Source organism: Synechococcus sp. 65AY6A5, from assembly GCF_002760415.1.
GTDB lineage: Bacteria > Cyanobacteriota > Cyanobacteriia > Thermostichales > Thermostichaceae > Thermostichus.
Genome location: NZ_AXUW01000001.1, coordinates 660,684 through 682,889, shown reverse-complemented (window position 1 = coordinate 682,889; position 22,206 = coordinate 660,684). Strand labels below are relative to the sequence as shown.

Annotated in this window: 16 protein-coding genes; 8 read left to right on the top strand and 8 right to left on the bottom strand. The window is 61.5% G+C overall.

Annotation, left to right across the window (positions count from 1 at the left end):
• Positions 1-62: 62 nt before the first annotated feature.
• Positions 63-587: a photosystem II cytochrome PsbV2 gene (gene psbV2 / locus SYN65AY6A5_RS03135; RefSeq protein ID WP_011430518.1), complete on the bottom strand. Its 525-nt coding sequence runs from the start codon at positions 585-587 to the stop codon at positions 63-65.
• Complete coding sequence (psbV, locus tag SYN65AY6A5_RS03130; protein WP_011430519.1) at positions 587-1,123, bottom strand: photosystem II cytochrome c-550; 537 nt, start codon at positions 1,121-1,123, stop codon at positions 587-589. Before psbV ends, psbV2 begins: the two co-directional genes overlap by 1 nt.
• A gap of 391 nt (positions 1,124-1,514) precedes the next feature.
• On the opposite strand from psbV, the gene SYN65AY6A5_RS03125 reads away from it, so the two are divergent.
• The 3 genes from SYN65AY6A5_RS03125 to radC are packed head-to-tail and all read left to right on the top strand — an operon-like array spanning position 1,515 to position 4,999.
• Entirely contained in the window at positions 1,515-2,576 is a 1,062-nt protein-coding gene (locus SYN65AY6A5_RS03125) for a CIA30 family protein (protein WP_099883899.1), read from the top strand.
• On the top strand, positions 2,569-4,260 hold the full coding sequence (locus tag SYN65AY6A5_RS03120; protein ID WP_011430521.1) for a phospholipid carrier-dependent glycosyltransferase: 1,692 nt from the start codon (positions 2,569-2,571) through the stop codon (positions 4,258-4,260). The genes SYN65AY6A5_RS03125 and SYN65AY6A5_RS03120 overlap by 8 nt, the downstream gene beginning before the upstream one ends.
• Before the next feature lie 7 nt (positions 4,261-4,267).
• Complete coding sequence (gene radC, locus SYN65AY6A5_RS03115) at positions 4,268-4,999, top strand: DNA repair protein RadC (RefSeq protein WP_011430522.1); 732 nt, start codon at positions 4,268-4,270, stop codon at positions 4,997-4,999.
• A gap of 84 nt (positions 5,000-5,083) precedes the next feature.
• Here the strand turns inward: radC and fmt are convergent, their stop codons facing one another.
• The 4 genes from fmt to SYN65AY6A5_RS03095 form a co-directional block, all read right to left on the bottom strand.
• Positions 5,084-6,052, bottom strand: coding sequence for a methionyl-tRNA formyltransferase (gene fmt, locus SYN65AY6A5_RS03110; protein WP_011430523.1), 969 nt, complete (start codon positions 6,050-6,052; stop codon positions 5,084-5,086).
• 24 nt (positions 6,053-6,076) lie between these two features.
• Positions 6,077-6,784, bottom strand: coding sequence for a hypothetical protein (locus SYN65AY6A5_RS03105; protein WP_071813519.1), 708 nt, complete (start codon positions 6,782-6,784; stop codon positions 6,077-6,079).
• 76 nt (positions 6,785-6,860) lie between these two features.
• A complete protein-coding gene (gene mgtE / locus SYN65AY6A5_RS03100; protein ID WP_099813160.1) occupies positions 6,861-8,261 on the bottom strand; it encodes a magnesium transporter in 1,401 nt (466 codons plus the stop codon).
• Positions 8,262-8,549: 288 nt separating this feature from the next.
• Positions 8,550-10,274, bottom strand: a complete 1,725-nt coding sequence (locus SYN65AY6A5_RS03095; protein WP_099883897.1) for a 4Fe-4S dicluster domain-containing protein — start codon at positions 10,272-10,274, stop codon at positions 8,550-8,552.
• A 369-nt stretch (positions 10,275-10,643) separates the two neighbouring features.
• Here SYN65AY6A5_RS03095 and SYN65AY6A5_RS03090 point away from each other — a divergent pair, with 369 nt between their 5' ends.
• Positions 10,644-12,014 carry a DUF2079 domain-containing protein gene (locus SYN65AY6A5_RS03090; RefSeq protein ID WP_240530972.1) on the top strand — a complete coding sequence of 457 codons (1,371 nt, stop codon included), beginning with the start codon at positions 10,644-10,646 and terminating at the stop codon, positions 12,012-12,014.
• Between the two features lie 243 nt (positions 12,015-12,257).
• Positions 12,258-14,303 carry a PhoX family phosphatase gene (locus tag SYN65AY6A5_RS03085; RefSeq protein ID WP_099883893.1) on the top strand — a complete coding sequence of 682 codons (2,046 nt, stop codon included), beginning with the start codon at positions 12,258-12,260 and terminating at the stop codon, positions 14,301-14,303.
• A 129-nt stretch (positions 14,304-14,432) separates the two neighbouring features.
• Here SYN65AY6A5_RS03085 and ilvD read toward each other — a convergent pair whose 3' ends face one another.
• Positions 14,433-16,130, bottom strand: coding sequence for a dihydroxy-acid dehydratase (gene ilvD, locus SYN65AY6A5_RS03080; protein WP_099813398.1), 1,698 nt, complete (start codon positions 16,128-16,130; stop codon positions 14,433-14,435).
• A 267-nt stretch (positions 16,131-16,397) separates the two neighbouring features.
• Between ilvD and fbp the strand changes: the two genes are divergently transcribed.
• From fbp to SYN65AY6A5_RS03065, 3 genes are all read left to right on the top strand, one after another.
• Complete coding sequence (gene fbp / locus SYN65AY6A5_RS03075) at positions 16,398-17,396, top strand: class 1 fructose-bisphosphatase (RefSeq protein ID WP_011430530.1); 999 nt, start codon at positions 16,398-16,400, stop codon at positions 17,394-17,396.
• A gap of 41 nt (positions 17,397-17,437) precedes the next feature.
• A complete protein-coding gene (zwf, locus tag SYN65AY6A5_RS03070; protein ID WP_099883891.1) occupies positions 17,438-18,988 on the top strand; it encodes a glucose-6-phosphate dehydrogenase in 1,551 nt (516 codons plus the stop codon).
• A gap of 176 nt (positions 18,989-19,164) precedes the next feature.
• Positions 19,165-20,079 carry a tetratricopeptide repeat protein gene (locus tag SYN65AY6A5_RS03065; RefSeq protein WP_240527867.1) on the top strand — a complete coding sequence of 305 codons (915 nt, stop codon included), beginning with the start codon at positions 19,165-19,167 and terminating at the stop codon, positions 20,077-20,079.
• Positions 20,080-20,081: 2 nt separating this feature from the next.
• Here the strand turns inward: SYN65AY6A5_RS03065 and dxs are convergent, their stop codons facing one another.
• The gene (gene dxs / locus SYN65AY6A5_RS03060; RefSeq protein ID WP_011430533.1) at positions 20,082-22,031 is read right to left on the bottom strand and encodes a 1-deoxy-D-xylulose-5-phosphate synthase; all 1,950 of its coding nucleotides are present in this window, start codon (positions 22,029-22,031) and stop codon (positions 20,082-20,084) included.
• Positions 22,032-22,206: the final 175 nt, after the last annotated feature.

Below are 22,206 nucleotides of genomic sequence, written 5' to 3'. Positions count from 1 at the left end.
CCTTCCCTCTTCACCAGGCTACCACCACCCCTGCAAGGAGCGGCGGAGGAAACCCCGACTCCTCAGCCACCTCCGATTGCGTTGGATCCCCAGCCCGGAGCCACTTGAGCCGCCCTGAGGATAAAGGCAGCCAGGTTGCGCAGCGCTTCATCATCCATCCAGGAGGGGGGCACGGGGCGGCAGCCATAGCTAACCTCGGTGCCATCGTAGCTGCGGGGATCCCGTTGGTACTCCACCAAGGCTTGAATGGTGTCGCGGGGTGGGGTGGCGCCGCGCAAGTCCTTGAGCGACAGGGAAATGTTGGGGGCCGGTAGGGTAGAGCCACCCACGTGGCAGTTCAGACAGGCGGACTGAAAGCGATTTTTCCCGTCGGTAAGTTGCTCTGGAGTAAAGGTGAGCATGTGCCCTTCCGCATCCCAGGGCAGCTCTATCGGCTCAGTGGTTCGCAGATAGTGGCTCACGTAAGGATCAATGCGGCCTGCTGCTGGGCTAGCTAGCCCTAGCCATACCAGAAGCAGGATCCCGGCCCACCTCCAGCCACGGCCCGGGACCCGCCACCGCTTTGCCCCTTGAGTTTGCCCAGGCATCAGAGATAGGCCGAAAGGTCACTGTGGGATTCGCTCTTGGTGCCGCCCCAGCCGGGCACGGTCTTAGCCTGCACTAGGATGTAGCCGGCAATTAACTTCAGATCCTCATCGGTGAGGTTGCGCAGGCGAGGATACTCACTTAGAAGCTGGGTGTTGGGATGATATTCCACCAGGGACTCTACCCCGTCATAGGTGACCGGGTTCTTGATGTAGTCCACGATCGCCAACACATTATCGCGGGGAGGTGTTGCCCCCTCCAGATCCGAGAGCTTCAAGGTAACATCCGGATTGGGATAGGTCTGTCCACCCACATGACACTGGGCACAGGCCCTGTTGAATAACTGCTTTCCTCTGGCCAGTTGCGCTTCCGTGAAAGTGATGGACTCGGTTGGCGACAAGGCTACAGGAGGAATCTGCCTGGCCGCCAAGGCCGGCCCCCAGGCATACCCGGCCATCCCCAAAACCAAGATCAGGATCAGTAACCGACGACGCGCCGCCGCGAACGCTTTCTGAAGAGAAAAAAATTTGCTAAACATGGTTCTCCGTAGTTCGATCTTAGAAAAGGGGTCAGCTCTGCTCCAGCGACAAACCCGACAACAGGATCAAGAATAGACCATTGCGAGATCATTTGCAGATGGGATCCGGGATCCGTTTTGCAAGGCGTTCTCTTCGACCTTGGTGTTAAGTTTGATTGCGAATTCAGGGCCCCTTCAACGGTCGGGTTATTGCCCCCACCCTGCCGAGATCGGCAATGCGATACACAAAAGCAAACTCGGAGAAGGGATCTCTTTCCTCCTGGAGAGGACAGCAGAGGTTGGGACAGATAGGGTTGAGGAGTCCTCAAAGGCGGTTCAATTGCCAGGGATCCCCTGGCTGGGGCTATCCTGTAAGCATCTCTCCTGCGTGCGTTCTCTAAGTGGGTAGGCAATGCCTTGGGACCTGGGGCGGTTTTGGAACACGCTGACCTACTACGAAGCGCTGCCCTTTGCCGACCTATGGCGCTGGGTTCAGAATGGGTTCCAAGCAGCAGCGGTTGACTTCATGCCTCCTTCTCTGGCGACTTCAGCTCCTCTTCCCGTGATCTTCTTGGGCGATGGCCTACCAGTGGGGCTGGCGGAGGCGCTGCAACAGCAGGGGGCGGAAGTCCAGGAGAGAGGGGATGAGGTGACAGCCAGGGTCATCCTGGGTCTGGAGAACCGGGAGGAAGCTAAGGCCCACCTGGAGCGGCTGCGCCGCAGCGGCCAGACGGAACAGATGCTCTTTGACTTTCGCCGGCCTGACCCCCAGGTGAACCAGTTCTGGGGCATCCTAGACGATGTGGTGATGGGCGGGGTGAGCCAAAGCCAACTGCTCTGGGGCGAGGGCGAGCTGCTGTTTACGGGGCAGGTTTCCACGGCCAACTTCGGCGGCTTTGTTTCCACGCGCACCCGCAACTGGCAGCCTCCCTTGGATGTGTCGGGGTTTGCCGGCCTGGAGCTGCGGCTGCGGGGGGATGGGCAGCGCTACAAGGTTCTGCTGCGGGATCAAGGGGGTTGGGACAGCCCGGCCTACGGCTATGCCTTCGACACCACCCCAGGGGAAGAGCAGACCGTCCAGGTGCCTTTTGCCGAGATGGTGCCTACCTTTCGCGCCCGCCGGGTTGCTGCTCCCCCTTTGAATACCCGCCAGATCTATTCCCTGCAACTGATGCTGAGCAAGTTTGAGGCGGACGGCAGCCCCAACCCCCGCTTTCGGCCTGGGCCCTTCCAACTGGGCCTGCGCTGGATCGGGCTCTACCGCCGCGATCCGCTGCCGCAACTGATGGGGGTGGCGCGGGGATCCCTAACTCCCGATTGGGTGGCGGCCTTGCGGGAGAGCTCCAGCCGCTGGTGTGGGGTGGAGATTCCTGCAGAGATCGAGGGATCCGCTCTGGCAGCCCAGTTGCTGCGGCTATTGCACTCGCCCGAGAGTGTGGGCTGGGTGGTGCCTCTAGAAGCTGTCCATGGCTAAGCTTCTGGGCCGCCTCAAGGGATCCCTGGGGCTTTTGGCCGGCCTATGGCTGTGGGCGGGCCAGGGGATCCCTTACCTGTTTGACTGGGACGAGCTCATTTACGCCAGCTTGGCGCGGCAGATGCTGGCCAGCGGCGATCCCCTGGCTTTGCAAATTAACGGCGAGCCTTTTTTCGAAAAGCCCCCCCTCTTTTTTTGGCTGCAGGCCCTGGCGATGGCGGCCCTGGGGGTCAACGAAGGGGCGGCGCGGCTGCCCAATGCCTGGGTTGGCGGGATCACCGTAGCCCTTTTGGTGGCGTGGGGAGGGCGGCTGCGCGGGGCGGGGTTTGGCTGCCTCTGGGGGATCCTGCTCCTGACGGGCTACCTGCCCCTGTTTTTCTACAAAACCGGCCTCATCGACCCGCTGCTGAATTTGGGTATGGGCGTGGGGCTGGGATCCCTTTGGGCTGCTGAGGAGGCGCGTCGGGCCGGGCGCTCCGGTCAGGGGTGGAGAGCTCTGGGCGCGCTGGCTTTGGGCCTGGCGGTGTTGGCCAAGGGGCCGGTGGGGCTGGTGTTGCCGCTAGCCATCTGGATCCTCTACAAGCTCTGGCAGCGGGATCCGCCAATGGGGTGGGGGGAGATGGTGATCTTTTTGGGCCTGGCGGCGGCTGTTCCCCTGGCCTGGCTGGTGCTGGAAGTGACAGCGCGGGGGCTGCAGTGGCTGGCGGCGTTTTGGCACTACCAGTGGGGTCTGGTGAGTACCCCCAGCGGCCATCCGGGCCCGGTCTACCTGCATCTTTTGGCCTTTGCCTGGGGGTGCTTTCCCTGGGGGGCTTTGGCCCTGGCCGGGATCCTGGAGAGGATCCCCAGGAGTATTGACTCGGCGGCTGCGGATTTAACTCAGCGGGCAGAACGCCTGCTCTTGGTGGCCTTTGGGGTGGTGCTGGCCCTGTTTTCGCTCCTGGTGCAAACCAAGTTGATCCACTACACCTCGCTGCTTTACCCCATCGGCGCCTACTTTGCCGCCCTGCGCCTGCAAGGCCTGGTTGCCGAGAAAAGGGGGCCCAGCTTTGGGGAAACTGCCTGGATCCTGCTCAGCGGCCTGGGTTGGCTGGCCCTGTGGCTGCTATTGCCGTGGCTGGGATCCCAGGATCCGGCTTTGCGGGCCCAAGTGGGGGCCGCCTTGGGGATCCCCGACAGCCTAACCGGCCGTTTGGCCCTGGGATACCTACAGGCCGAGGTGGAATGGCCCTTCTTCACCTATGGCCCTGCTTTGCTCCTGGTGCTGGGGGGACTGGCCTGGATCAGGGCGCGGCAGAGCGTTCGGGGATGGGCCATCTTGCTCTTGGCCACTGGACTCAGCGCCCAGTTGGCCTGGAGCTGCATCTTCCCAAGGGTGTTGCAGCATACCCAGGGGGGATCCGTCTACTTTTTCCGCCAGTTTGCCGGCCCAGAACCGGCTCTTTCGGGAAGGGTTGGCCTCTACGGGCTCCGCTCGTTTGTACCCTATTTTTATGGTCCGCTGCGGGTGCCCTATGCCGCCAAGCTGGAGGAGCTGGCTGCCTGGCAAGCCCAAGGCCAGGTGCCCGACTATCTGGTGACCTGGGATCCCTTTGTAGCTGAGCTAACGGAGCCAGGGATCCCAGCGGCAGCTTGGCAGGCCGTGGAGCGCCGCAGCCCCTTTTGGCTGTTGAAGAAAACCTAGGGAAGATATGGGCCAGTACGTGTTGCGGATCAGCGACCTTCCCCTTCAGGATCGCCCGCGCGAGCGGCTGCTCAGCCAAGGGGCCAAAAGCCTCTCCCACGCCGAGCTGCTGGCCATTTTGCTCAATACCGGCCAGGGGCCGGGCAAGCTCTCGGCTGTGGGCCTGGCCCAGTTGCTCTTGAAAACATTGGAAGCCCAAGGGGATCCCCTGGCCCAACTGCGCCAGGTGGAAGCCGGAGAGCTGCTGCAAATTGAGGGCATTGGCCCAGCCAAAGCAGCAACAGTGTTGGCCGCCATCGAGCTGGGGCGGCGGATCTTTTTGGCCCGACCCCCCGAGCGGACGGTGATTGAATCGCCGGAACAGGCGGCCATGGCCCTAAGCGGCGACCTGATGTGGGAGCCCCAGGAGCATTTTGCCGTCCTGCACCTGGACATCAAACACCGCCTCATCGGCCAGCAGATCGTAACCCGGGGAACCGCCACGGAAACCCTCACCCACCCGCGGGAAACCTTCCGCAGCGCCATTAGGCAAGGGGCCAGCCGCATCCTGGTGGCCCACAACCACCCCTCCGGCAGCTTGGATCCCAGCCCGGAAGATCTTGCTCTCACCCGGCAACTCTTGCAGGCGGGGCAACTGCTGCAGATCCCGGTTTTGGATCACCTCATCCTCGGCGGCGGGCAGTTCCTCAGCCTGCGCCAACACACCCGCCTGTGGGAGGAATTTCCCCAGCCCGAGTAGTTCCAAGCGCTTCGCGCCGCTAACGCGACCACCCCCGCCCCCCTACATCCCCCCGCAGGCGGGGGGACAAGAGGGGGGCCGGGGCTAGGGATCCGGCAGCACCTCAAAGCGCATGCCCACCCTGAGTTGGCCGCCGTTGACCAGATCACAGGCCGACTGTTCCTTCCTGCCGGGCAGTTGGGCCCGCCGGATGAGGAGGGATCCCTCCCCTGTGGCCACATACACCCCTTCTCCCCTGGCCAGTCCCACCACTTCTCCGGGGCTGCCCGGGGGAAGCTCGGCAGGTGGCGGGTGCAACTGGGGAGCGGCGGAGCGGACAATCTTAATCCGCTGCCCCTGCAAGCCGGTAAAACAGTCCGGGGAAAAGGCGCGGATTTGGTTGTGCAAGGCCTGGGCCGGGCGCTGCCAGTCGAGCTGGAAGTCCTGTTTTTTAAGCAGGGGGGCATAGGTTGCCCGCGAGTCATCCTGGGGAATGGGGGTCAGCTCTCCTTTTTCCAGTTTCACCAGGGTTTCCACCAGCAGCTCTGCCCCCCGTTGGGCCAGTTGGGAGGCCAGCTCCAAGCCGGTCTGCTCCGGCTCGATGGGCAGCTTGGCCTGCAGCAAGATGGCCCCCGTATCCATGCCTTCGTCCATGAGCATGGTGGTGACGCCGGTCTCGGTCTCGCCGTTGGCAATGGCCCACTGGATGGGGGCGGCGCCGCGATAGGCCGGCAGGAGGGAAGCGTGGACATTGATGCAGCCCAGCTTGGGCATCTGCAGCACCGCCGGCGGCAAGATCTGGCCGTAGGCCACCACCACAAACACATCGGCAGCCAGCGCCTCTAGCGCCGCCAGCACCTCTGGATCCCGCCGCAGCCGGCCAGGCTGCCACACCGGGATCCCGTGGGCTTGGGCGAGGATCTTGGTGGGCGGGGGGAGCACCTTCTGTCCTCGCCCCTGCGGCCGATCCGGCTGGCAGACCAATCCCACCACTTCAAAGGGAGACTGCGGCTGCAACAAGATCTGCAGTGAGGGCAGAGCAAACTCCGGCGTGCCAAAGAAAACAACCCGCATGGCCGACCCCCTGAGCCCTGCCCTTTAGTCTAGAGCGGCCGGGGAAGGTGGAGAGGGCTCGCCCTCGGCGGCGTCGGCTGCTGGAGAAGGAAAGGGAGAAAGCCTGGTCGGGGAAGCCTGCCAAAAGGCGGGCTGTTTGAGATCGAACTCTTGGCTCCAGGCCGGCAAGAAGGAGCCCAGCTTTTGCCCGGAAAGCCGCAGCCGCTGCACAAAGGTCCATTCCAGACGGGTCAAGGCCCGCCGCACAAAGTCCTTGGCCCAAGCCGGATCCGGAACTTCCGCTGCCTGCAAGTTCACCTGTAAGAGGCCCAGCTTGGGGTGCAGATGGACGCGGGCCTGGATCCCCTGCGGGCGCAGCAGGTAGTCGAGCACATACTGGATGGCTTCTCCATCCCCGCGTTGGGCGCGATACAAGGGGCTGTTGGGGTTGGGCGGCGGCTGGTAGCGCCACTCGCGGTGCCACTCCGGGATCCCTTCGTTGGGGGGAAAGCCAAACAGCTCCACCTGGCGCTGCCGGTAGCTCAACGCTATTTCCTCTAGGGTTGGCAAGAGGCCCTGCAGCAGCCGATCCGCATCCGGGAGGGGATCCCCTTCCAGGCGCAGCAACAGGCGGTGTCCGGAAAGACGCGCCTGCACCTGCAGATGTCCCAGCCCCTGGGATCCCAGGGCTGCTTGCAAGCGAGCCACGATCTCCGGGAGAGCCGCCTGGACCTCCACAGAATGGTCAGACATCGGCAGGGATCCGCAACAAGACCAGATCCAACCTAGCCCAAGTTCGGCAAGGGCTTGGAGGGGTTGCCAGCCGGGGCTAGATTCCCAGGATTAAGCGGGCAACGGAGAAGTAGATCAACACCCCTAGCACATCCACAATCGTGGTGATGAAGGGGGTAGCCATCAAAGCGGGATCGAAGCCGAAGGAGCGGAACAAAAAGGGCAGCCCCGCCCCCGACACCGAAGAGAGAACAGAAATCCCAAATAGGCTCAGCCCGACGCTGATCGCCACCAAGAGATCCCGCTGCAGGGCATAGGCCCAGCCGATGGTGATCAAGCTGAGCATGATCCCCAGCATGGCTCCCACCGCCGCTTCCCGGGCCAGCACCCCAAACCCGTCCTTGAGGCGCACCGTCGCCGTGCTCAGGCCGCGAATCACCACCGTCGAAGACTGGGAGCCGACGTTGCCGCCGCTATCCACCAACAGGGGGATAAAAGCCGCCAGGGCAATCACCTGGCTTAAGACTTCTTCCTGACCGGCAATAATCGTGCTGGTAAAGGTGTTGGTAAACAGCAAAATCAGCAGCCACACCACCCGCTTGCGGGCCGCCTGCCAAAAGCTGAGGTCGAAATAGTCCTCTTCTCCAGACTGCAACCCCCCCAAGGAGTAGATGTCTTCGGTGGCCTCTTGCTCCAGGATGTCCAGTACATCATCTACCGTAACGATCCCCACCAGTCGCCGCTCGGCATCCACCACCGGCACCGCCAACAGGTCGTACCGCTGGATGACCCGCGCCACTTCTTCTTGGTCGGTGTGGGTGCTGACAAACACCACCTCCCGGTTCATCACCTCCTCCAGCCGCTGGGCCGGGTCGGCCATCACCAACTCCCGCAAGGACAGGGTTCCCGTCAGGTGTCGCTCTTGGTCGGTGACGTAGAGGTAGTAGATGGTCTCGGTTTCGCGGGCCAAGAGGCGCACCCGCTCCAGCGCCTCGGCTGCGGTCAGGTTCTCTCGCAGGGAAATGTATTCCGGAGTCATGATCCGCCCCGCGGTGTTGGGGGCATAGCCCAGCAGCAAGGCTGTGGCTTCCCGCTCTTCGGGGCTGAGCTGCGGCAGCAGTTCGGCAACCACCTTGGCCGGCAGTTCGTCGAAGAGGCGGGCCCGGTCGTCCGGCGACATCTTGTCCAGGATGTCCTGGATCTCTTGGCTTCTGAACTCGCGCAGCAGCGTCTGTTGCAGCTCTATGTCCAGGTGTTCGTAAACGCGGATAGCCAGATCCTTGGGCAGCAAGCGAAAGGCCAGAGCCTGCTGCGCCTCCGGCAACTCCCCAATGACCTCGGCAATGTCCACCGGCTGCACCGGCAGCAGGAGAGATTTGGCCTGTTCCAAGTTGTTTTCCTTTAAGGCCAAGCTGAGCTGGCCGCGCAAGAGCTCACAAGATTGCTCGCGGCTCAACTCAGGACTGGGGGCGGGTGGGATCAGCGGGGCGGAATTCAACGGCCTTGCTCCCTGCAACTCTAGCTGTAACCAAAGGTCGGGCGGCGCAAGCCCCGGACTTTAGCCCTGGGGATAAGCCGCCTTATCTCGACTTTATGATGATGTCACGAGCGCCTGCGGATTTCGATCCACGGTATTGGTTCGAGCAATATCCGACGCAAGTATCTCGGCTTGGCCCAGTAGTTGGGGTTATGGCGTCCTCCCCAACCCCCCGTCTACGGGGGGCCCTGGAGAGAACGTCAATAATGCCAGCAAGGCTGAGCCCCTATTTCGCTGGCCACAGCTCGGCTAGAGCCCATAAAAGTCGGGGCCGGATCCCTCGTAGCTGGGGTTAACCCGCAGGTTTAAGTGGGGGCAGACGATCTCGCAGGTGCGGCACTGGATGCAGTTTTCCAGCGACATGGCGTGGGAGCGGATGCCGTTTTGCTCGCGGATGTGGTGGACTTCCGCGGTGCAATCGGCCACGCAGGGGGTGGGGCGGTTGAGCTTGTCGTAGGTGGCAATGCACTGGCGGCAGATCTCGGCGCTGAACTCGAGGATGTGCCGGTTGCCTTCGGGGTAGCGGGGATCCGCAAAAAAGACGGCATCGGATCGCGAGAAATAGCCCGCTCGCGTGGTCAATGTTTCGGGATCCAGACCTGGGGGAGCCACAAAGTCCGCTTGGATGGCGGCATGGGGGGCGACATAGCCTTGGGGGGGCGGCTCGCCGGCGCTGACCCGTCCGCTGAGCAAGGTGTAGGCGCGCAGGAGTTCTCCGCCACGACGCACGGGATCCTGCAGGCCCCAGCGCAGAGATCCCAGCCAGGGATGGCCGGCATCGACGCTGCGGCAGATCTGGGGCAGGTATGCTTCCAGCAGGCGGGAGTTTTCCAGAAAGGCTTCCCGAAAATAGCGGCTGCGGTAGAGATCTTGGCCGACGGAGCTCTCCAGCACTGCTTTTTGGTAGGCCGCTTGGATGCGCAGATCCCCTTTCAAAAAGCCGTCGTGAATGAGGCCCGCCGCCAGGTAGCCGGTCTCCATGGCGTTGTTGATCCCGGCCAGGCTGCCCACATCCAGCACCCCCAGGGCATCGCCCAAAAGCAAAGCCCCTTCGACGCCAAAGCGGCTGGGCAAGCTGTAGTAGCCCCCCTCAGGAATGACGGCAGCCCCATATTTGAGCAACTTGCCGCCGGCAATGAGGGACTGGATCCAGGGGTGGGCCTTGAACTCCTGCAGGCGCTGCTGCGGGTTGAGGTTGGGGTTTTTGCTGTCGAGGCCGATGATCAAGCCCAGGGCCAGGCGGTTATCTTTGAGGCCGTAGACAAAGCCGCCGCTGAAGCTGCCATCCAAAACCGGGTAGCCCAGGGTATGCCACACCTGCCCCTGCAGTGAGCAAGGGATCTGCCACAGCTCTTTGACCCCCACCGACCACAGTTGCGGGCGGGGGCGCAGGTGAAACTTCTCGACCAGATCTTTGGAGATAAATCCCTTGTCCCCGAAGCAGGTGAGCTCGGCAAAGACGCAATCTTCATAAACCTGGCCGGAGTCGCTTACCCGCACCCCAATGACCCGCTCGCCGTCATAGAGGATCTCGTGGGCGGCAAAGCCGGGGAACACATCCAGGGTGACGTTGGGGATCCCTTTGGCTTTTTCCTGCAGGGTTTCGGCCAGCCAGCGGATGACATGGCTGAGGGTAAGGATGAACTGCCCCTGTTTGCGCAGCCCCTTTGGGATCGCCGCCTCTGGCAAGTCCCAGCGCTCCTGGGATCCCAGTACGCTCAGGTGGCTCACCTCCACCCGCCCCTCGTGGGGAAATCCTTGGCTCTCAAAATCCGGGAAAAGCCTGGCGATTACCTGGGGATTGCAGATGGCACCACTGATGATGTGCCCGCCGAATTGCCGGGCTTTTTCCAAAAGGGCGATGGAGAGCTTGAGCCCCGAGAGCTTGGCCAGATCCAAAAGGCGATGGGCCAGGATCAGGTTGGAGGAGCTCCCCCCCACCAAAAGCAGGTCGTAGCGGATGGCGTCACTCATGCAAAATTCCCCACCCAGTGGCTCTGGAGAGTCTGCCCGTATCCTAGAAAGGAAAAGTGGAAAGATCCCAAAACTTTAGACCTTCTCAAGGCTTTGGGCGTTCTCCCCGCGGGGGCCCACCCCCAGCCTCTTGCCTTGCTTGGGTAGGGATCCCTCCTTCCTGCAATTTTTCCAGCTAGCCGGATTCGAGCCTCTCTTGCCAGAGAAAAAGGGGCTGTCTTTGAGCTGGCTTGCGGTCTTACTGCTAGCTGGCAGAGCTTGGATTCTACGCTAAACAAGTTGTAGGCGGCAATGAAGGAACATCCTCTGTCCAAGTCTTTCTTGGCAACGCTGGTTGGAGCCTTCTTTGTTCTTTTAGGCTGCAGCGTTGTGCGGCACCACTTGTTTCAGTCGGGAGGGTATGATCTCGGTATTTTCGACCAAGCTGTTTATTTAATCAGCCGTGGCGAGGTTCCTTTTTCTACTATTCGCGGGATCCACATTCTTGGGGATCACGCAGCTTTTATCTTGTATCCTCTCAGTCTCTTGTATCGCATTGTTCCCTCTGTATATTGGCTGTTTGGCATCCAAGCTCTGGCACTAACGCTGGGAGCGCTGGCCGTTTACCATCTGGCGCTCCAGGCCGAGATTGATTCTGGCAGGGCGAGAACAATTGCCGCCGCCTATCTTCTCTACCCAGCCATCTTCAACGCCAACCTTTTTGATTTTCATCCAGAAGTGTTGGCCGTTCCCCTTTTTTTGGCCGCTATACTCTGTGTTCGCTCTGGCAAGCTGTGGGGGTTTTTGCTGTGCCTAGGCGGCATCCTCGGCTGTAAGGCGGCATTGTCTCTCAATGTCGCTGCCCTGGGAGTTTGGCTTTTGATCTGGGAAAGCCGGCGGATTGACAAGCGCTGGCAACGGCGCTGCCAAGTGGCCGACTGGCTTGCCATAGCGGCAGGGTCGGCTTGGTTTGGCGTGGCTACTTTTTGGATTATTCCTCACTTCAGTGGCAGCGAGCCGGCAGCCGTTTCTCACTATAGCTATTTGGGCAGTTCTGTTCCTGAAATTATCCAAAACTTGGTTCTCAAGCCAACATTAGTCCTGGGCAAGGTCTTCTCTCTCGACACCCTATTCTATGGATTTTTGTTAGTCATCCCTGTGGCTTGGGGCCTCTCTTGGCGCCACTGGGATCCCTGGATCCCTGCCCTGCCAACTTTGGGGCTGAATATCCTTTCTAGCAATCCTGCTTATCGGGACCTGGTGCACCAGTACGCGCTGCCTGTTGTTCCTTTTCTATTTCTAGCTGTTATCGAAAACGGGAAGACGACCAACCCTCCCGCCTCTTCTGCGAAAGTAAACAAAACAGCCCTGATCTGGTCTTTGCTGGCTTTTTTGGCTTTGGCCAAGTATACCTTTTTCGGCTCCCTCTATCTCCAGTCTCTCGACACTTGGCAGGCCACTCGTGAGGCCCTTGCCCAGATCGCCACCTCAGGGGGCGTTCTCACCACCCATGAGATCAGCCCCCACCTCACCCATCGGCGGGTTATTTACTTTACCGACGAGAGCCGCTTTAAGGGATCCCCTCCCGACCAATGGGATCCCTTTGATTATGTCTTGCTCAACAGCCGCCATCCGGGGTGGCGCAGCAGCCCAGAGTTCTCCCAGACCCTGATTGCCGCTTTACAAAACGAAACCTCATTTCGACTTCTCTACCATTGCGATGGGGTGTATCTGTTCTCCAGGCTACGAGAAAGATCCTGACAGGCAGCCGCAGCAATGCCCTGCCTCATCGCAACAAATCGTTAAAAAAAATTGTTACGTCGATCTAAAGAAATTCTCCAAATCGGCAAGGCTTAACCTGGGCTTGGTCTCTCCTTAACTTCGAGCCACTAGTTTTGTAGTGCCTATCCTTATGCGTGAAAACAGTCACGCGGGGAATAGATGTTTTTTGTAAAACATCTAGCTTCTAGAAGACCGACAAGACAAGAGAAGAGGAGAACCAAAGTGAATAGCAATCCGCATGGCCCCCGGCTCCGTCATGGGGACGAGCCTCTGTGCAATCATTCGCCCAACCCTACCTTCAGCAGCATTCTGGAAACCCGCCTGCAGCGGCGCCAAGTGCTGCAGGGCGGCATTGCGGCGGCAGTGGCCACCTTTTTCGGCCTGCCGGCGCTAAACGGCGCTTCCAAATCTGCCAAAGCGGCCAGCGGCAGCTCCTTGCTGGGCTTCAAGGCGATCCCCGTGAGTGCAGAAGACAAAGTGGTGGTGCCCGAAGGCTACACGGCTCGACCGCTGCTGGCCTGGGGTACCCCCATCACCGGCACCTACCCACAGTTCAAGCTGGAAAACACCGGCGCCGAGCAAGGGATGCAGGTGGGCAGCCACCACGACGGCATGCACTTCTTCCCCATTGATGGGAAGGATCCCTGGCAGGGCCGCTCTGATGAGGGCTTGTTGGTGTTCAACCACGAGTATGTGGAGCCGCGCTTCATGCACGCTGCCGCCAAGGGGCAAAAGTTTGACGACGAGGACTATCCGGTCAATCCCGACGGCAGCCGCGATCCCGATCAAGTACTCAAAGAGCTGAACGCCCACGGGGTGAGCATTGTCCACATCAAGCAGCAGGGGGACGGCAACTGGACTGTGGTGCGGGATCGCCTCAACCGCCGCATTACCGGCCTCACCCTCATGGAGATCCACGGGCCTGTGCGGGGATCTGACTTCGTCAAGACCAAGTTCAGCCCCGATGGCACGATGACGCGGGGCACCTTGAACAACTGCGCCCACGGCGTTACCCCCTGGAACACCTACCTCACCTGCGAAGAAAACTGGGCCGGCTACTTCACCAACACCAGCAAAGGGCCGGATCAAAAGCCCAACCTGCCCCGCGAGCACAAGCGCTACGGCGTGAGCACCGAGACCTCCCGCTACGGCTGGGAGCTGGCCAGCAACAAAGCCGACGAGTTCATCCGCTTCAACGCCACCCCCACGGGCGCCGATCCCACCCAGGACTACCGCAACGAGCCCAACACCTTCGGCTGGGTGGTGGAGATCGATCCCTTTGATCCCAGCAGCACGCCCAAGAAGCGCACGGCTCTGGGCCGCTTTGCCCACGAGGGCGTGGTGTTCCAGCCGCCGGTGGAAGGGCAGCCGATTGTGCTCTACATGGGGGACGATGCCCGCTTCGAGTACATCTACAAGTACGTCTCTGCCGAGCCCTACCGCAAGGAGACGGCAGGTGGCCACCTGTTGGATAAAGGCACCCTCTACGTGGCCAAGTTCAACGAAGACGGCACAGGGGAGTGGATCCCGCTGGTGTTTGGGCAAAACGGCCTCACGCCCGAGAATGGCTTCACCAGCCAGGCGGACGTGTTGGTGAACACCCGCACGGCGGCGGATTTCGTCGGCGCCACCAAGATGGATCGTCCCGAATGGGGAGCGGTGGATCCGCAAACCCGCATGGTCTACTTCACCCTGACCAACAACAGCCGCCGGGAACCAGACCAGGTGAACGCCGCCAACCCCCGTCCCAAGAACCAGTGGGGCCACATCATCCGCTGGAAAGAGATGGGCAGTCCCCAGTCCACCCGCTTCGAGTGGGACATCTTTGTCTTGGCCGGCCCCTCCGCCGACAGCCGTACCCTGTCAGGGCAGCCTCTCAACGCAGACAACATCTTCAATTCTCCCGATGGGCTGTGGTTCGACGCCAGCCGTCGCCTCTGGATCCAGACCGACATCAGCGAAAGCAGCCTTAACAAGGGGGACTTCGCCCAGTTCGGCAACAACCAGATGCTGGCCGCCGATCCCGACACGGGAGAAATTCGCCGCTTCTTGGTAGGGCCGATTGGACAGGAGATTACCGGTGTGGTTACCACTCCTGATCAGCGCACCATGTTCATCAACGTGCAGCACCCCGGCTCCACCACCAGTGACGAGGACTTTGCCGCCGGCAAGATCATTTCTCGCTGGCCCGACTACAAGGACGACGTCTACCCCCGCTCGGCGGTGGTGGTGATCACCAAAAATGACGGCGGCATCATCGGTGCCTAACTGGCGCTGATGCAGTCAGCCAATAAAACCCAGCGGCAGGGATTCCTGCCGCTTTCTTGTCTCTGTTCCTGCAAGAGTCGTACTCAAACCTCTCCTCTCCCTGAGGGAGAGGGGCCGGGGGTGAAGGGCCTAATCCCACAAGTTCAAATCCGTCACCGCCCCCAGGCTGCTGCTGGAGACCAGCTTGGCGTACTTGGCTAGGGTGCCCCGTTTGTAGCGAGGCTCAGGAGGAGACCAGCGGGCGCGGCGGCGGGCCAGCTCTTCCTCACTAACATGCAGGTGCAACAGGCGAGCGGGGGCATCGATGGTAATGAGATCCCCTTCCTCCACCAGGGCAATGGGGCCGCCTACGTAGGCCTCAGGGGCCACATGGCCCACCACCATGCCGTAGGTGCCGCCGGAGAAGCGGCCATCGGTAATCAGGCCCACGCTGTCCCCCAGGCCGGCGCCGATGATGGCCGAAGTGGGGGAGAGCATCTCCCGCATGCCGGGGCCGCCCTTGGGGCCCTCGTAGCGGATCACCACTACGTCCCCCGGTCGAATTTGGCCGGCGAGGATGGCCTGCAGGCAGGATTCTTCTGAGTTGAAGACTCGCGCCGGCCCCGCGATCTTGGGAGTCTTGACGCCGCTGATCTTGGCCACCGCCCCTTCGGGCGCGAGGTTGCCTTTGAGGATAGCGATGTGCCCTTGGGGGTAAAGGGGGCTGTGCCAGGGGCGGATGACCTCTTGGTCGGGGCTGGGCTCGTCGGGCACGTCCCGCAAAACCTCGGCAATCGTCTGGCCGGAGATGGTGAGGCAGTCGCCGTGCAGCAGGCCGTGGTTGAGCAAGATCTTCATTACTTGGGGGATCCCGCCGGCCCGGTGCAGATCGGTGGCAACAAACCGGCCTGAAGGCTTGAGGTCGCAGAGGACGGGCACGCGGGCGCGGATGGTCTCGAAGTCATCCAGCGTCAGGGGCACTTCTGCTGCGTGGGCAATGGCCAAAAAGTGGAGCACGGCGTTGGTGGATCCCCCTACCGCCATGATGACCGAGATGGCGTTCTCAATGCTCTGGCGGGTGATGATGTCCCGGGGTCGGATATTGGCTTGGATGGCCTCAGCCAAGACCTTGGCCGATTGGGCAGCGCTTTCGGCTTTCTCTTCGTCCTCTGCCGCCATCGTGGAAGAGTAGGGCAGGCTCATGCCCATGGCCTCAAAGGCGCTGGACATGGTGTTGGCCGTGTACATGCCGCCGCAGGATCCAGCACCGGGACAAGCATGGCGCTCGACTGCCAGCAGCTCGTCCTCGGAGATGCGGCCAGCGCTGTACTCCCCTACGGCTTCAAAGGCGCTGACGATGGTGAGGTCGCGGCCGTTGTAATGCCCCGGCTTGATGGTGCCGCCGTAGACGAAGATGGCGGGCACGTTGAGACGGGCCATGGCGATCATCGCCCCCGGCATGTTTTTGTCGCAGCCGCCGATGGCCAAGAGACCATCCATGCTCTGGCCGTTGACCACCGTCTCGATAGAATCGGCGATCACCTCCCGCGACACCAAGGAGTATTTCATCCCCTCCGTACCCATGGAAATGCCGTCGCTGATGGTGATGGTGCCGAAGACCTGAGGCATGCAGCCGGCGGCCCTGAGGGCAGCTTCGGCGCGCTCGGCCAGGGTTTGGATGCCGATGTTGCAGGGAGTGATGGTGCTGTGGGCGTTGGCAATGCCGACGATGGGCTTGCCGAAGTCCTCATCACGGAAGCCCACGGCCCTGAGCATGGCGCGGTTGGGAGAGCGCTGCACCCCCTGGGTGACCACTTGGCTGCGCAGCGGAAAAGGAGGGTTGGCCATCATAGGTAAAGAGCGGGACAATAAGCCCGCGCTGGGATCCAATTCAAAAAAAATTCAAAAAAAACAAGTAGAACCTATCCTACTCGGTTTTTCGCCAGGCAAGCCGAACGAGAACCCTGCCGGCAGGCCAAATCTAAAGCAACCCTGTAAGTTCTCGGCTCTCGCTGTCGGGATTGGCCAGCCTAGCTAGTAAGAATCCTGAGGAAGCCTGCGATTATGGTGGTCAGTTCTTCTCCGCCCGTAGTGCCCAGCAGCGCCGAGCGCGAGATGGCGCGGGATGTGCTTACCCTCTCCCGGCATGTGCTGCAGCAGTTTAGCGGCTTTACCCCTGAGGCCCAAGACTTCAGCGCCCTGATGAACCGCATTGCTCTGGCCGGCAAGATGATCGCCCGCCGCCTCAGCCAGGCAGGGCTGATCGAGGGGACGCTGGGGGTAACCGGCAGCGTCAATGTGCAGGGGGAAGAGCAGCAGCGGATGGACGACTACGCCAACCGGGCCTTCATCCGCGCTTTGGAGCAGACCGGCCTGGTGTGCCGGCTGGTATCAGAAGAGCTGAAAACGCCGGCCCGCCTGCCGGAAAACTGCTCCCTCAGCCGCTTGGCCCTGCTGATCGATCCCTTGGATGGATCCTCCAACATTGACGCCAACCTCAGCGTCGGCTCTATCTTCTCCGTTCTTCACCCCCTTGAGGATCGTCCGGAAGCAGACAACCAAGATCTCCTCCAGCCAGGCCGTCGCCAACTGGCCGCCGGCTACATCCTCTACGGCCCCAGCACGCAACTGGTCTATTCCGTCGGCAAGGGAGTACACAGTTTTACCCTGGATCCCAGCTTGGGCGAGTTCATCCTCTCCAAGAGCGACCTTCGCATTCCCGAACGCGGCTCCGTCTACAGCCTTAACGAGGGCTACTTCTGTCAGTGGAGCGAAGGGATCCAGAACTATGTCCGCTATGTCCACCGCCGCGATGGCTACACCGCCCGCTACAGCGGCGCTCTGGTGGCGGATTTTCACCGCATCCTGTTGCAGGGAGGAGTGTATCTCTACCCTGGCACCCGGCAAAAACCAGAGGGCAAGCTGCGGCTGATGTACGAGGCCAACCCGCTGGCGTTTTTGGCTGAGCAGGCGGGAGGCGTAGCCACCACCGGCACCGAGGCCATCCTGGACATCGTGCCCCAATCCCTGCACCAACGAGTGCCTTTGATTATCGGCAGCCGCAAGAATGTGGAAGAAGTGTTGCGCTGCCTGGAAGGGTCGTTGACCCCCTAGCCACCCTTCCCAACCCCGCCCACCCAAGCTGAGCCGACCCTATGGCAACCCTGACTGAAAACCCCTTGCGCGTTGGCCTCAACCAAGAGCGCATTCCGGATCCTTGTATTTTGGTGCAGTTTGGTGCTTCCGGAGATCTGGCCGCCCGCAAGCTGATCCCGGCCTACTACCGGCTATTCGTGCAGCGACGGCTGCCGCCGGAGTTTACCCTGGTGGGGGTGGCCCGGCGCGACTGGAGCCACGAGGTCTATCGGGACAAGATGCGGGCGGCCCTGGAAGAATTTGCCCCCCAAGATCTGGGGCCAGAAGCCCTCTGGCAGGACTTCGCCAGCCGCCTGTTCTATTGTCGCCTCGATATCGGAGAGGCCGAGGGCTACCTGCGTCTCAAGCAACTCCTCGGCCAACTGGATGAGGAGCGGGGCACCCGCGGCAACCGGGTGTTTTATCTGGCGGTGGCGCCGGACTTCTACGCCCAGGCCATCCAGCAGTTGGGGGCAGCGGGGATGTTGGCCGATCCAACCAAAACGCGGGTGGTGATCGAAAAGCCCTTTGGCCACGACCTCACCTCGGCTCAGGAGTTGAACCGCATCGTACAGCGGATCTGTCAGGAAGAGCAGGTCTACCGCATCGACCACTACCTGGGCAAAGAGACGGTGCAAAACCTGCTGGTCTTTCGCTTTGCCAACGCCATCTTTGAGCCTCTCTGGAACCGCAACTACATCGACCATGTGCAGATTACGGTGGCGGAAACGGTGGGGGTGGAGGACCGGGCCGGCTACTACGACGCTGCCGGCGCTCTGCGGGACATGGTGCAAAACCACCTGATGCAGATCTATTGCCTGACTGCCATGGAGCCGCCCGTCTCCTTGCGCAGCGACGGCGTGCGCAACGAAAAGACTAAGGTGCTGCAGGCCACCCGCCTGGCGGACACTCGCAATGTAGCTGCGGCAGCAGTGCGGGCCCAGTACGGCCCTGGTTGGATTGGCGGCAAGCCGGTGCCAGGCTATCGCCAAGAGCCCAATGTCAACCCCAACTCGCAGACCCCCACCTATGCCGCCCTGAAGCTGGAATGCGACACCTGGCGGTGGAAAGGGGTGCCCTTTTACCTGCGCACCGGCAAGCGCCTAGCCAAGAAGGTCTCCGAGGTGGCCATCTACTTTAAGCAGGTGCCGCTATCTCTTTTTCCTTCGGCAGCGCGGGAGGTGAGCCCCAACATCCTGGTGCTGCGCATACAGCCCAACGAGGGCATCTCCTTGCGCTTTGAGGCCAAGATGCCGGGGCCGGAGATCCGCACCCGCTCGGTGGAAATGGATTTTCGCTACGGGACAGCCTTTGGGTCAACCACGCCAGATGCCTACGAGCGCCTACTGTTGGACTGCCTGCTGGGGGATCCCACCCTGTTCACCCGCGCTGACGAGGTGGAAGCCGCCTGGCGGGTGGTGACGCCGGTTTTATCGGCCTGGGAAGCCCAGCCCGGCGGCAATGGCAGCAGCGTTGCGCCGCCGCTGTACACCTACGAAGCCGGCACCTGGGGGCCGAAGGCCGCCGAAGACCTGCTGGCCCAGTCGGGGCGGCGGTGGCGACGCCTCTAGTTTGTTTCAATCGCTGCCTTTACCCCCAGCCCCTCTTCCTCAGGGAGGGGGGAGTTGGAGGCCGCCGACACGTTCGCGACAGCGTTGGATAGCAATATGGTTGAAACCAGTCCTGGCAGGAAGGATCCCCGCTTGCTGCAGCTAACATGGGCATGGCCTGTTTTTGCGTGGGTGTCATGCCGCCACTGTTATTCCGGTTGTCTGTCCGGTTTTTGCTAACCTTGCCGCTGGGCCTCGCCATGGTGTTGGGGAGAGGGAAATGGGATCCCGCTCGAGCCCAGGTGTTGCTGCGTGTTCCCCTGCCCAATGGGGAGTTGATGCGGGCGCAGGGGCTGCAACTGGCCACGGACGCGCTGCGGCTGGCCCAGTTTGGCCAGACGGAAGAGGCGCTGCGCCGCCTGCAACTGGCGGTGGCCATGGTGCCCACCTCTTCCGAGCTGCTCTACGTTTTGGGCAACGTCCACCTGGAGCTAGGAGACTATGGCCAAGCCATCCAAGCGCTGCAAAAGGCCCGCGCCCTGGCTCCCGACGACGCCGACATTCTCTACTCGCTGGGATCTGCTTACTTGCGGCAGGGCAGCTATTTTGCCGCCGCTGAAACCCTGGAACGGGCTGTTGCCTTGCAGCCAGATAGCCCCAACGCCCGCTTTCAACTGGGCAATGCCTACCTCATGCTCGACCAATGGGATCGCGCCCGGCAGGAGTATGAGAAAACCTTGGAGTTGGATCCCGCCTATTGGCCGGCCATGAACAACATCGGCCTGGTGGACTATGAACAAGGGGATCTGGAGGCGGCCATCGAGCGTTGGGAACGCACCATCGAGATGAACGACGCGGTGGCAGAGCCCTACCTAGCCCTGGCTACGGCCCTCTACGTTCGCGGCGAAACCGAACGGGCGGAAGAACTGGGGGCCAAGGCCATGCGCCTGGATCCCAGCTATGCCCGGCTAGAGGTGCTGCGGGAGAACCTGTGGCGGGAGAACCTGCTGCGGGATGTGCAAATCCTCCTGCGCACCCGTCCTGTTGCAGAGGCTCTGCAGCAAGCCGCCATCGAGCAGTTCAACCAGCAGATGGGCCTTGGGAAAGAGTAGGCTCAGGAGCTGCCCAGAATAGCTTGAGCCTGCGAGGCCCTCTGTCCCTGAAGGGCCTCGACCTTGGCCCGGATGCGCTCGGCAATGCCGACGCTGTTCAGGCCCAGTTCCGCCAGCGATTCTTCAGGAGTGGCGTGCTCCACCCACACATCCGGCACCCCCAGGCGCAACAGCGGCACTCGGATATCGGCATCCAGGAGAGCTTCCCCCACTGCCGAGCCAAACCCGCCCATGAGGCAGCCTTCTTCCACCGTCACCACCAGGCGGCTCTGTTGGGCCAGGGGCAGGATCAGCTCGGTATCCAGAGGCTTGGCAAAGCGGGCATTGACTACCGTCGTGGAGATGCCGTGTTCCTTGAGGATCTCCGCTGCCTGCAAACTGGGATGCACCATCGACCCATAGGCTAGGATCAGGACCTCGCCGCCGCTGCGCAGCACCTCTGCTTTGCCGATGGGAATGGGCTCCCACCCCTCTTCGGCCAGAGGCACCCCCACGCCAGCTCCGCGCGGGTAACGCATGGCGATGGGGCCCTTTGTGTACTGGATCCCGGTCACCACCATGCGCTGCAGCTCCGCCTCGTCTTTGGGGGCCATCAGCACCATCTCGGGAATGCAGCGCAGATAGGCAATGTCGTACATGCCCTGGTGGGTGGGGCCGTCCGCTCCCACCACCCCTGCCCGATCCAAGCAGAAAAAGACCGGCAGCTTTTGAATGCAGACATCGTGGATGATCTGGTCGTAGGCCCGCTGCAGGAAGGTGGAATAGATGGCCACCACCGGTCGCATCCCCTCGCAGGCCATGCCAGCAGCCAAAGTAACAGCGTGCTGCTCGGCAATCCCCACATCCACGAACTGATCCGGCAGTTTTTCTTTGAGCTTGTCTAGGCCGGTGCCGGTGTCCATAGCCGCCGTGATGCCAATGATGCGGGGATCCCGCTCCGCCAGTTTACAAAGAGTGTGGCCGAAGACCTTGCTATAGCTAGGGGGAGTGGGTTTGGTAGGAGGATAGGGTTTGCCGGTGGCTAGGTCGAAGCGGGATTGGGCGTGATAGCTTACCTGCTCAGCCTCTGCCGGTGGGTAGCCCTTGCCCTTGACCGTAGCCACGTGCACCAGCACCGGCCCAGAGATGCCGTGGGCCAGCTCAAAAGCATCCAACAATTCCGCCAGGTTGTGCCCGTCCACCGGCCCTACGTAGGTAAAGCCCAGCTCCTCAAAGATGATGCCGGCCTTGTTGTTCTGCACGGCAGTAACCAGCTTCACCGTCTCCTTGAGACGGTCGATTTCCGGGCTGAGGCTGGAGCCAACTAGAGGTAGGTTCTTTAGCTGCTCCTCCAGGCTGTCGGCCAAAAACTGCACCGGTGGGCTGAGGCGCAGGCGGTTTAAATAGCGCGGGATGGCCCCCACATTGGGGGAAATCGACATGCCGTTGTCGTTGAGAATCACCATCAAGTTGGTCTTGGGCAGGTGCCCGGCGTGGTTGATGGCTTCATAGGCCATGCCCCCAGTCAGGGCGCCATCCCCGATGATGGCCACCACCTTGAAGTTTTCTCCCCGCCGATCCCGAGCGATGGCCATGCCCAGGGCTGCCGAGATGCTGGTGGAGGCGTGCCCGGCCCCAAAGTGGTCGAAGCGGCTCTCACTCCGCTTCAGGTAGCCGGAAATCCCTCCTTTCTGGCGAATGGTATGGAAGTTGTGGTAGCGGCCAGTAAGCATTTTGTGGGCATAGGCTTGGTGGCCCACATCCCAAATCACCTTGTCGCGATCCAGGTCGAGGGTTTTGTAGAGCGCCAAGGTCAGCTCCACCACGCCCAGCCCCGGCCCCAGGTGACAGCCGACTGGAGAGTTGGCAGCCGTTTGCAAGTGCTTTTCGCGAATCTGGCGGGCTAGGCTGCGCAACTGGCTGAGGCTGAGGTTGCGGAGCTGGTTGGGGTGAGTGATCTCACTTAGGTGCATAGGGGACTTGTCCTTCCGGTGTAATCTCACTGTGACATACTCCCGCACTCATGCTGACGTATAGAGTGCGGGCTTCTCGCTTCGTCGGGGAGCTTCTGCAAGAACCCTCTGCGTTCGGCTTTGCCGTGCCGTTAGGGATGCAGACATGGAATGCCCTACCGCGTAGTTGCACCAG

What these genes read in the sequence shown, in the direction of transcription:
- dxs (WP_011430533.1), bottom strand. Translation starts at nt 22,031, where the DNA reads ATGCACCTAAGTGAGATCACTCACCCCAACCAGCTCCGCAACCTCAGC.
- zwf (WP_099883891.1), top strand. Translation starts at nt 17,438, where the DNA reads ATGGCAACCCTGACTGAAAACCCCTTGCGCGTTGGCCTCAACCAAGAG.
- psbV2 (WP_011430518.1), bottom strand. Translation starts at nt 587, where the DNA reads ATGCCTGGGCAAACTCAAGGGGCAAAGCGGTGGCGGGTCCCGGGCCGT.
- psbV (WP_011430519.1), bottom strand. Translation starts at nt 1,123, where the DNA reads ATGTTTAGCAAATTTTTTTCTCTTCAGAAAGCGTTCGCGGCGGCGCGT.
- SYN65AY6A5_RS03125 (WP_099883899.1), top strand. Translation starts at nt 1,515, where the DNA reads ATGCCTTGGGACCTGGGGCGGTTTTGGAACACGCTGACCTACTACGAA.
- fbp (WP_011430530.1), top strand. Translation starts at nt 16,398, where the DNA reads ATGGCGCGGGATGTGCTTACCCTCTCCCGGCATGTGCTGCAGCAGTTT.
- SYN65AY6A5_RS03120 (WP_011430521.1), top strand. Translation starts at nt 2,569, where the DNA reads ATGGCTAAGCTTCTGGGCCGCCTCAAGGGATCCCTGGGGCTTTTGGCC.
- ilvD (WP_099813398.1), bottom strand. Translation starts at nt 16,130, where the DNA reads ATGGCCAACCCTCCTTTTCCGCTGCGCAGCCAAGTGGTCACCCAGGGG.
- radC (WP_011430522.1), top strand. Translation starts at nt 4,268, where the DNA reads ATGGGCCAGTACGTGTTGCGGATCAGCGACCTTCCCCTTCAGGATCGC.
- SYN65AY6A5_RS03065 (WP_240527867.1), top strand. Translation starts at nt 19,165, where the DNA reads ATGCCGCCACTGTTATTCCGGTTGTCTGTCCGGTTTTTGCTAACCTTG.
- SYN65AY6A5_RS03095 (WP_099883897.1), bottom strand. Translation starts at nt 10,274, where the DNA reads ATGAGTGACGCCATCCGCTACGACCTGCTTTTGGTGGGGGGGAGCTCC.
- fmt (WP_011430523.1), bottom strand. Translation starts at nt 6,052, where the DNA reads ATGCGGGTTGTTTTCTTTGGCACGCCGGAGTTTGCTCTGCCCTCACTG.
- SYN65AY6A5_RS03105 (WP_071813519.1), bottom strand. Translation starts at nt 6,784, where the DNA reads ATGTCTGACCATTCTGTGGAGGTCCAGGCGGCTCTCCCGGAGATCGTG.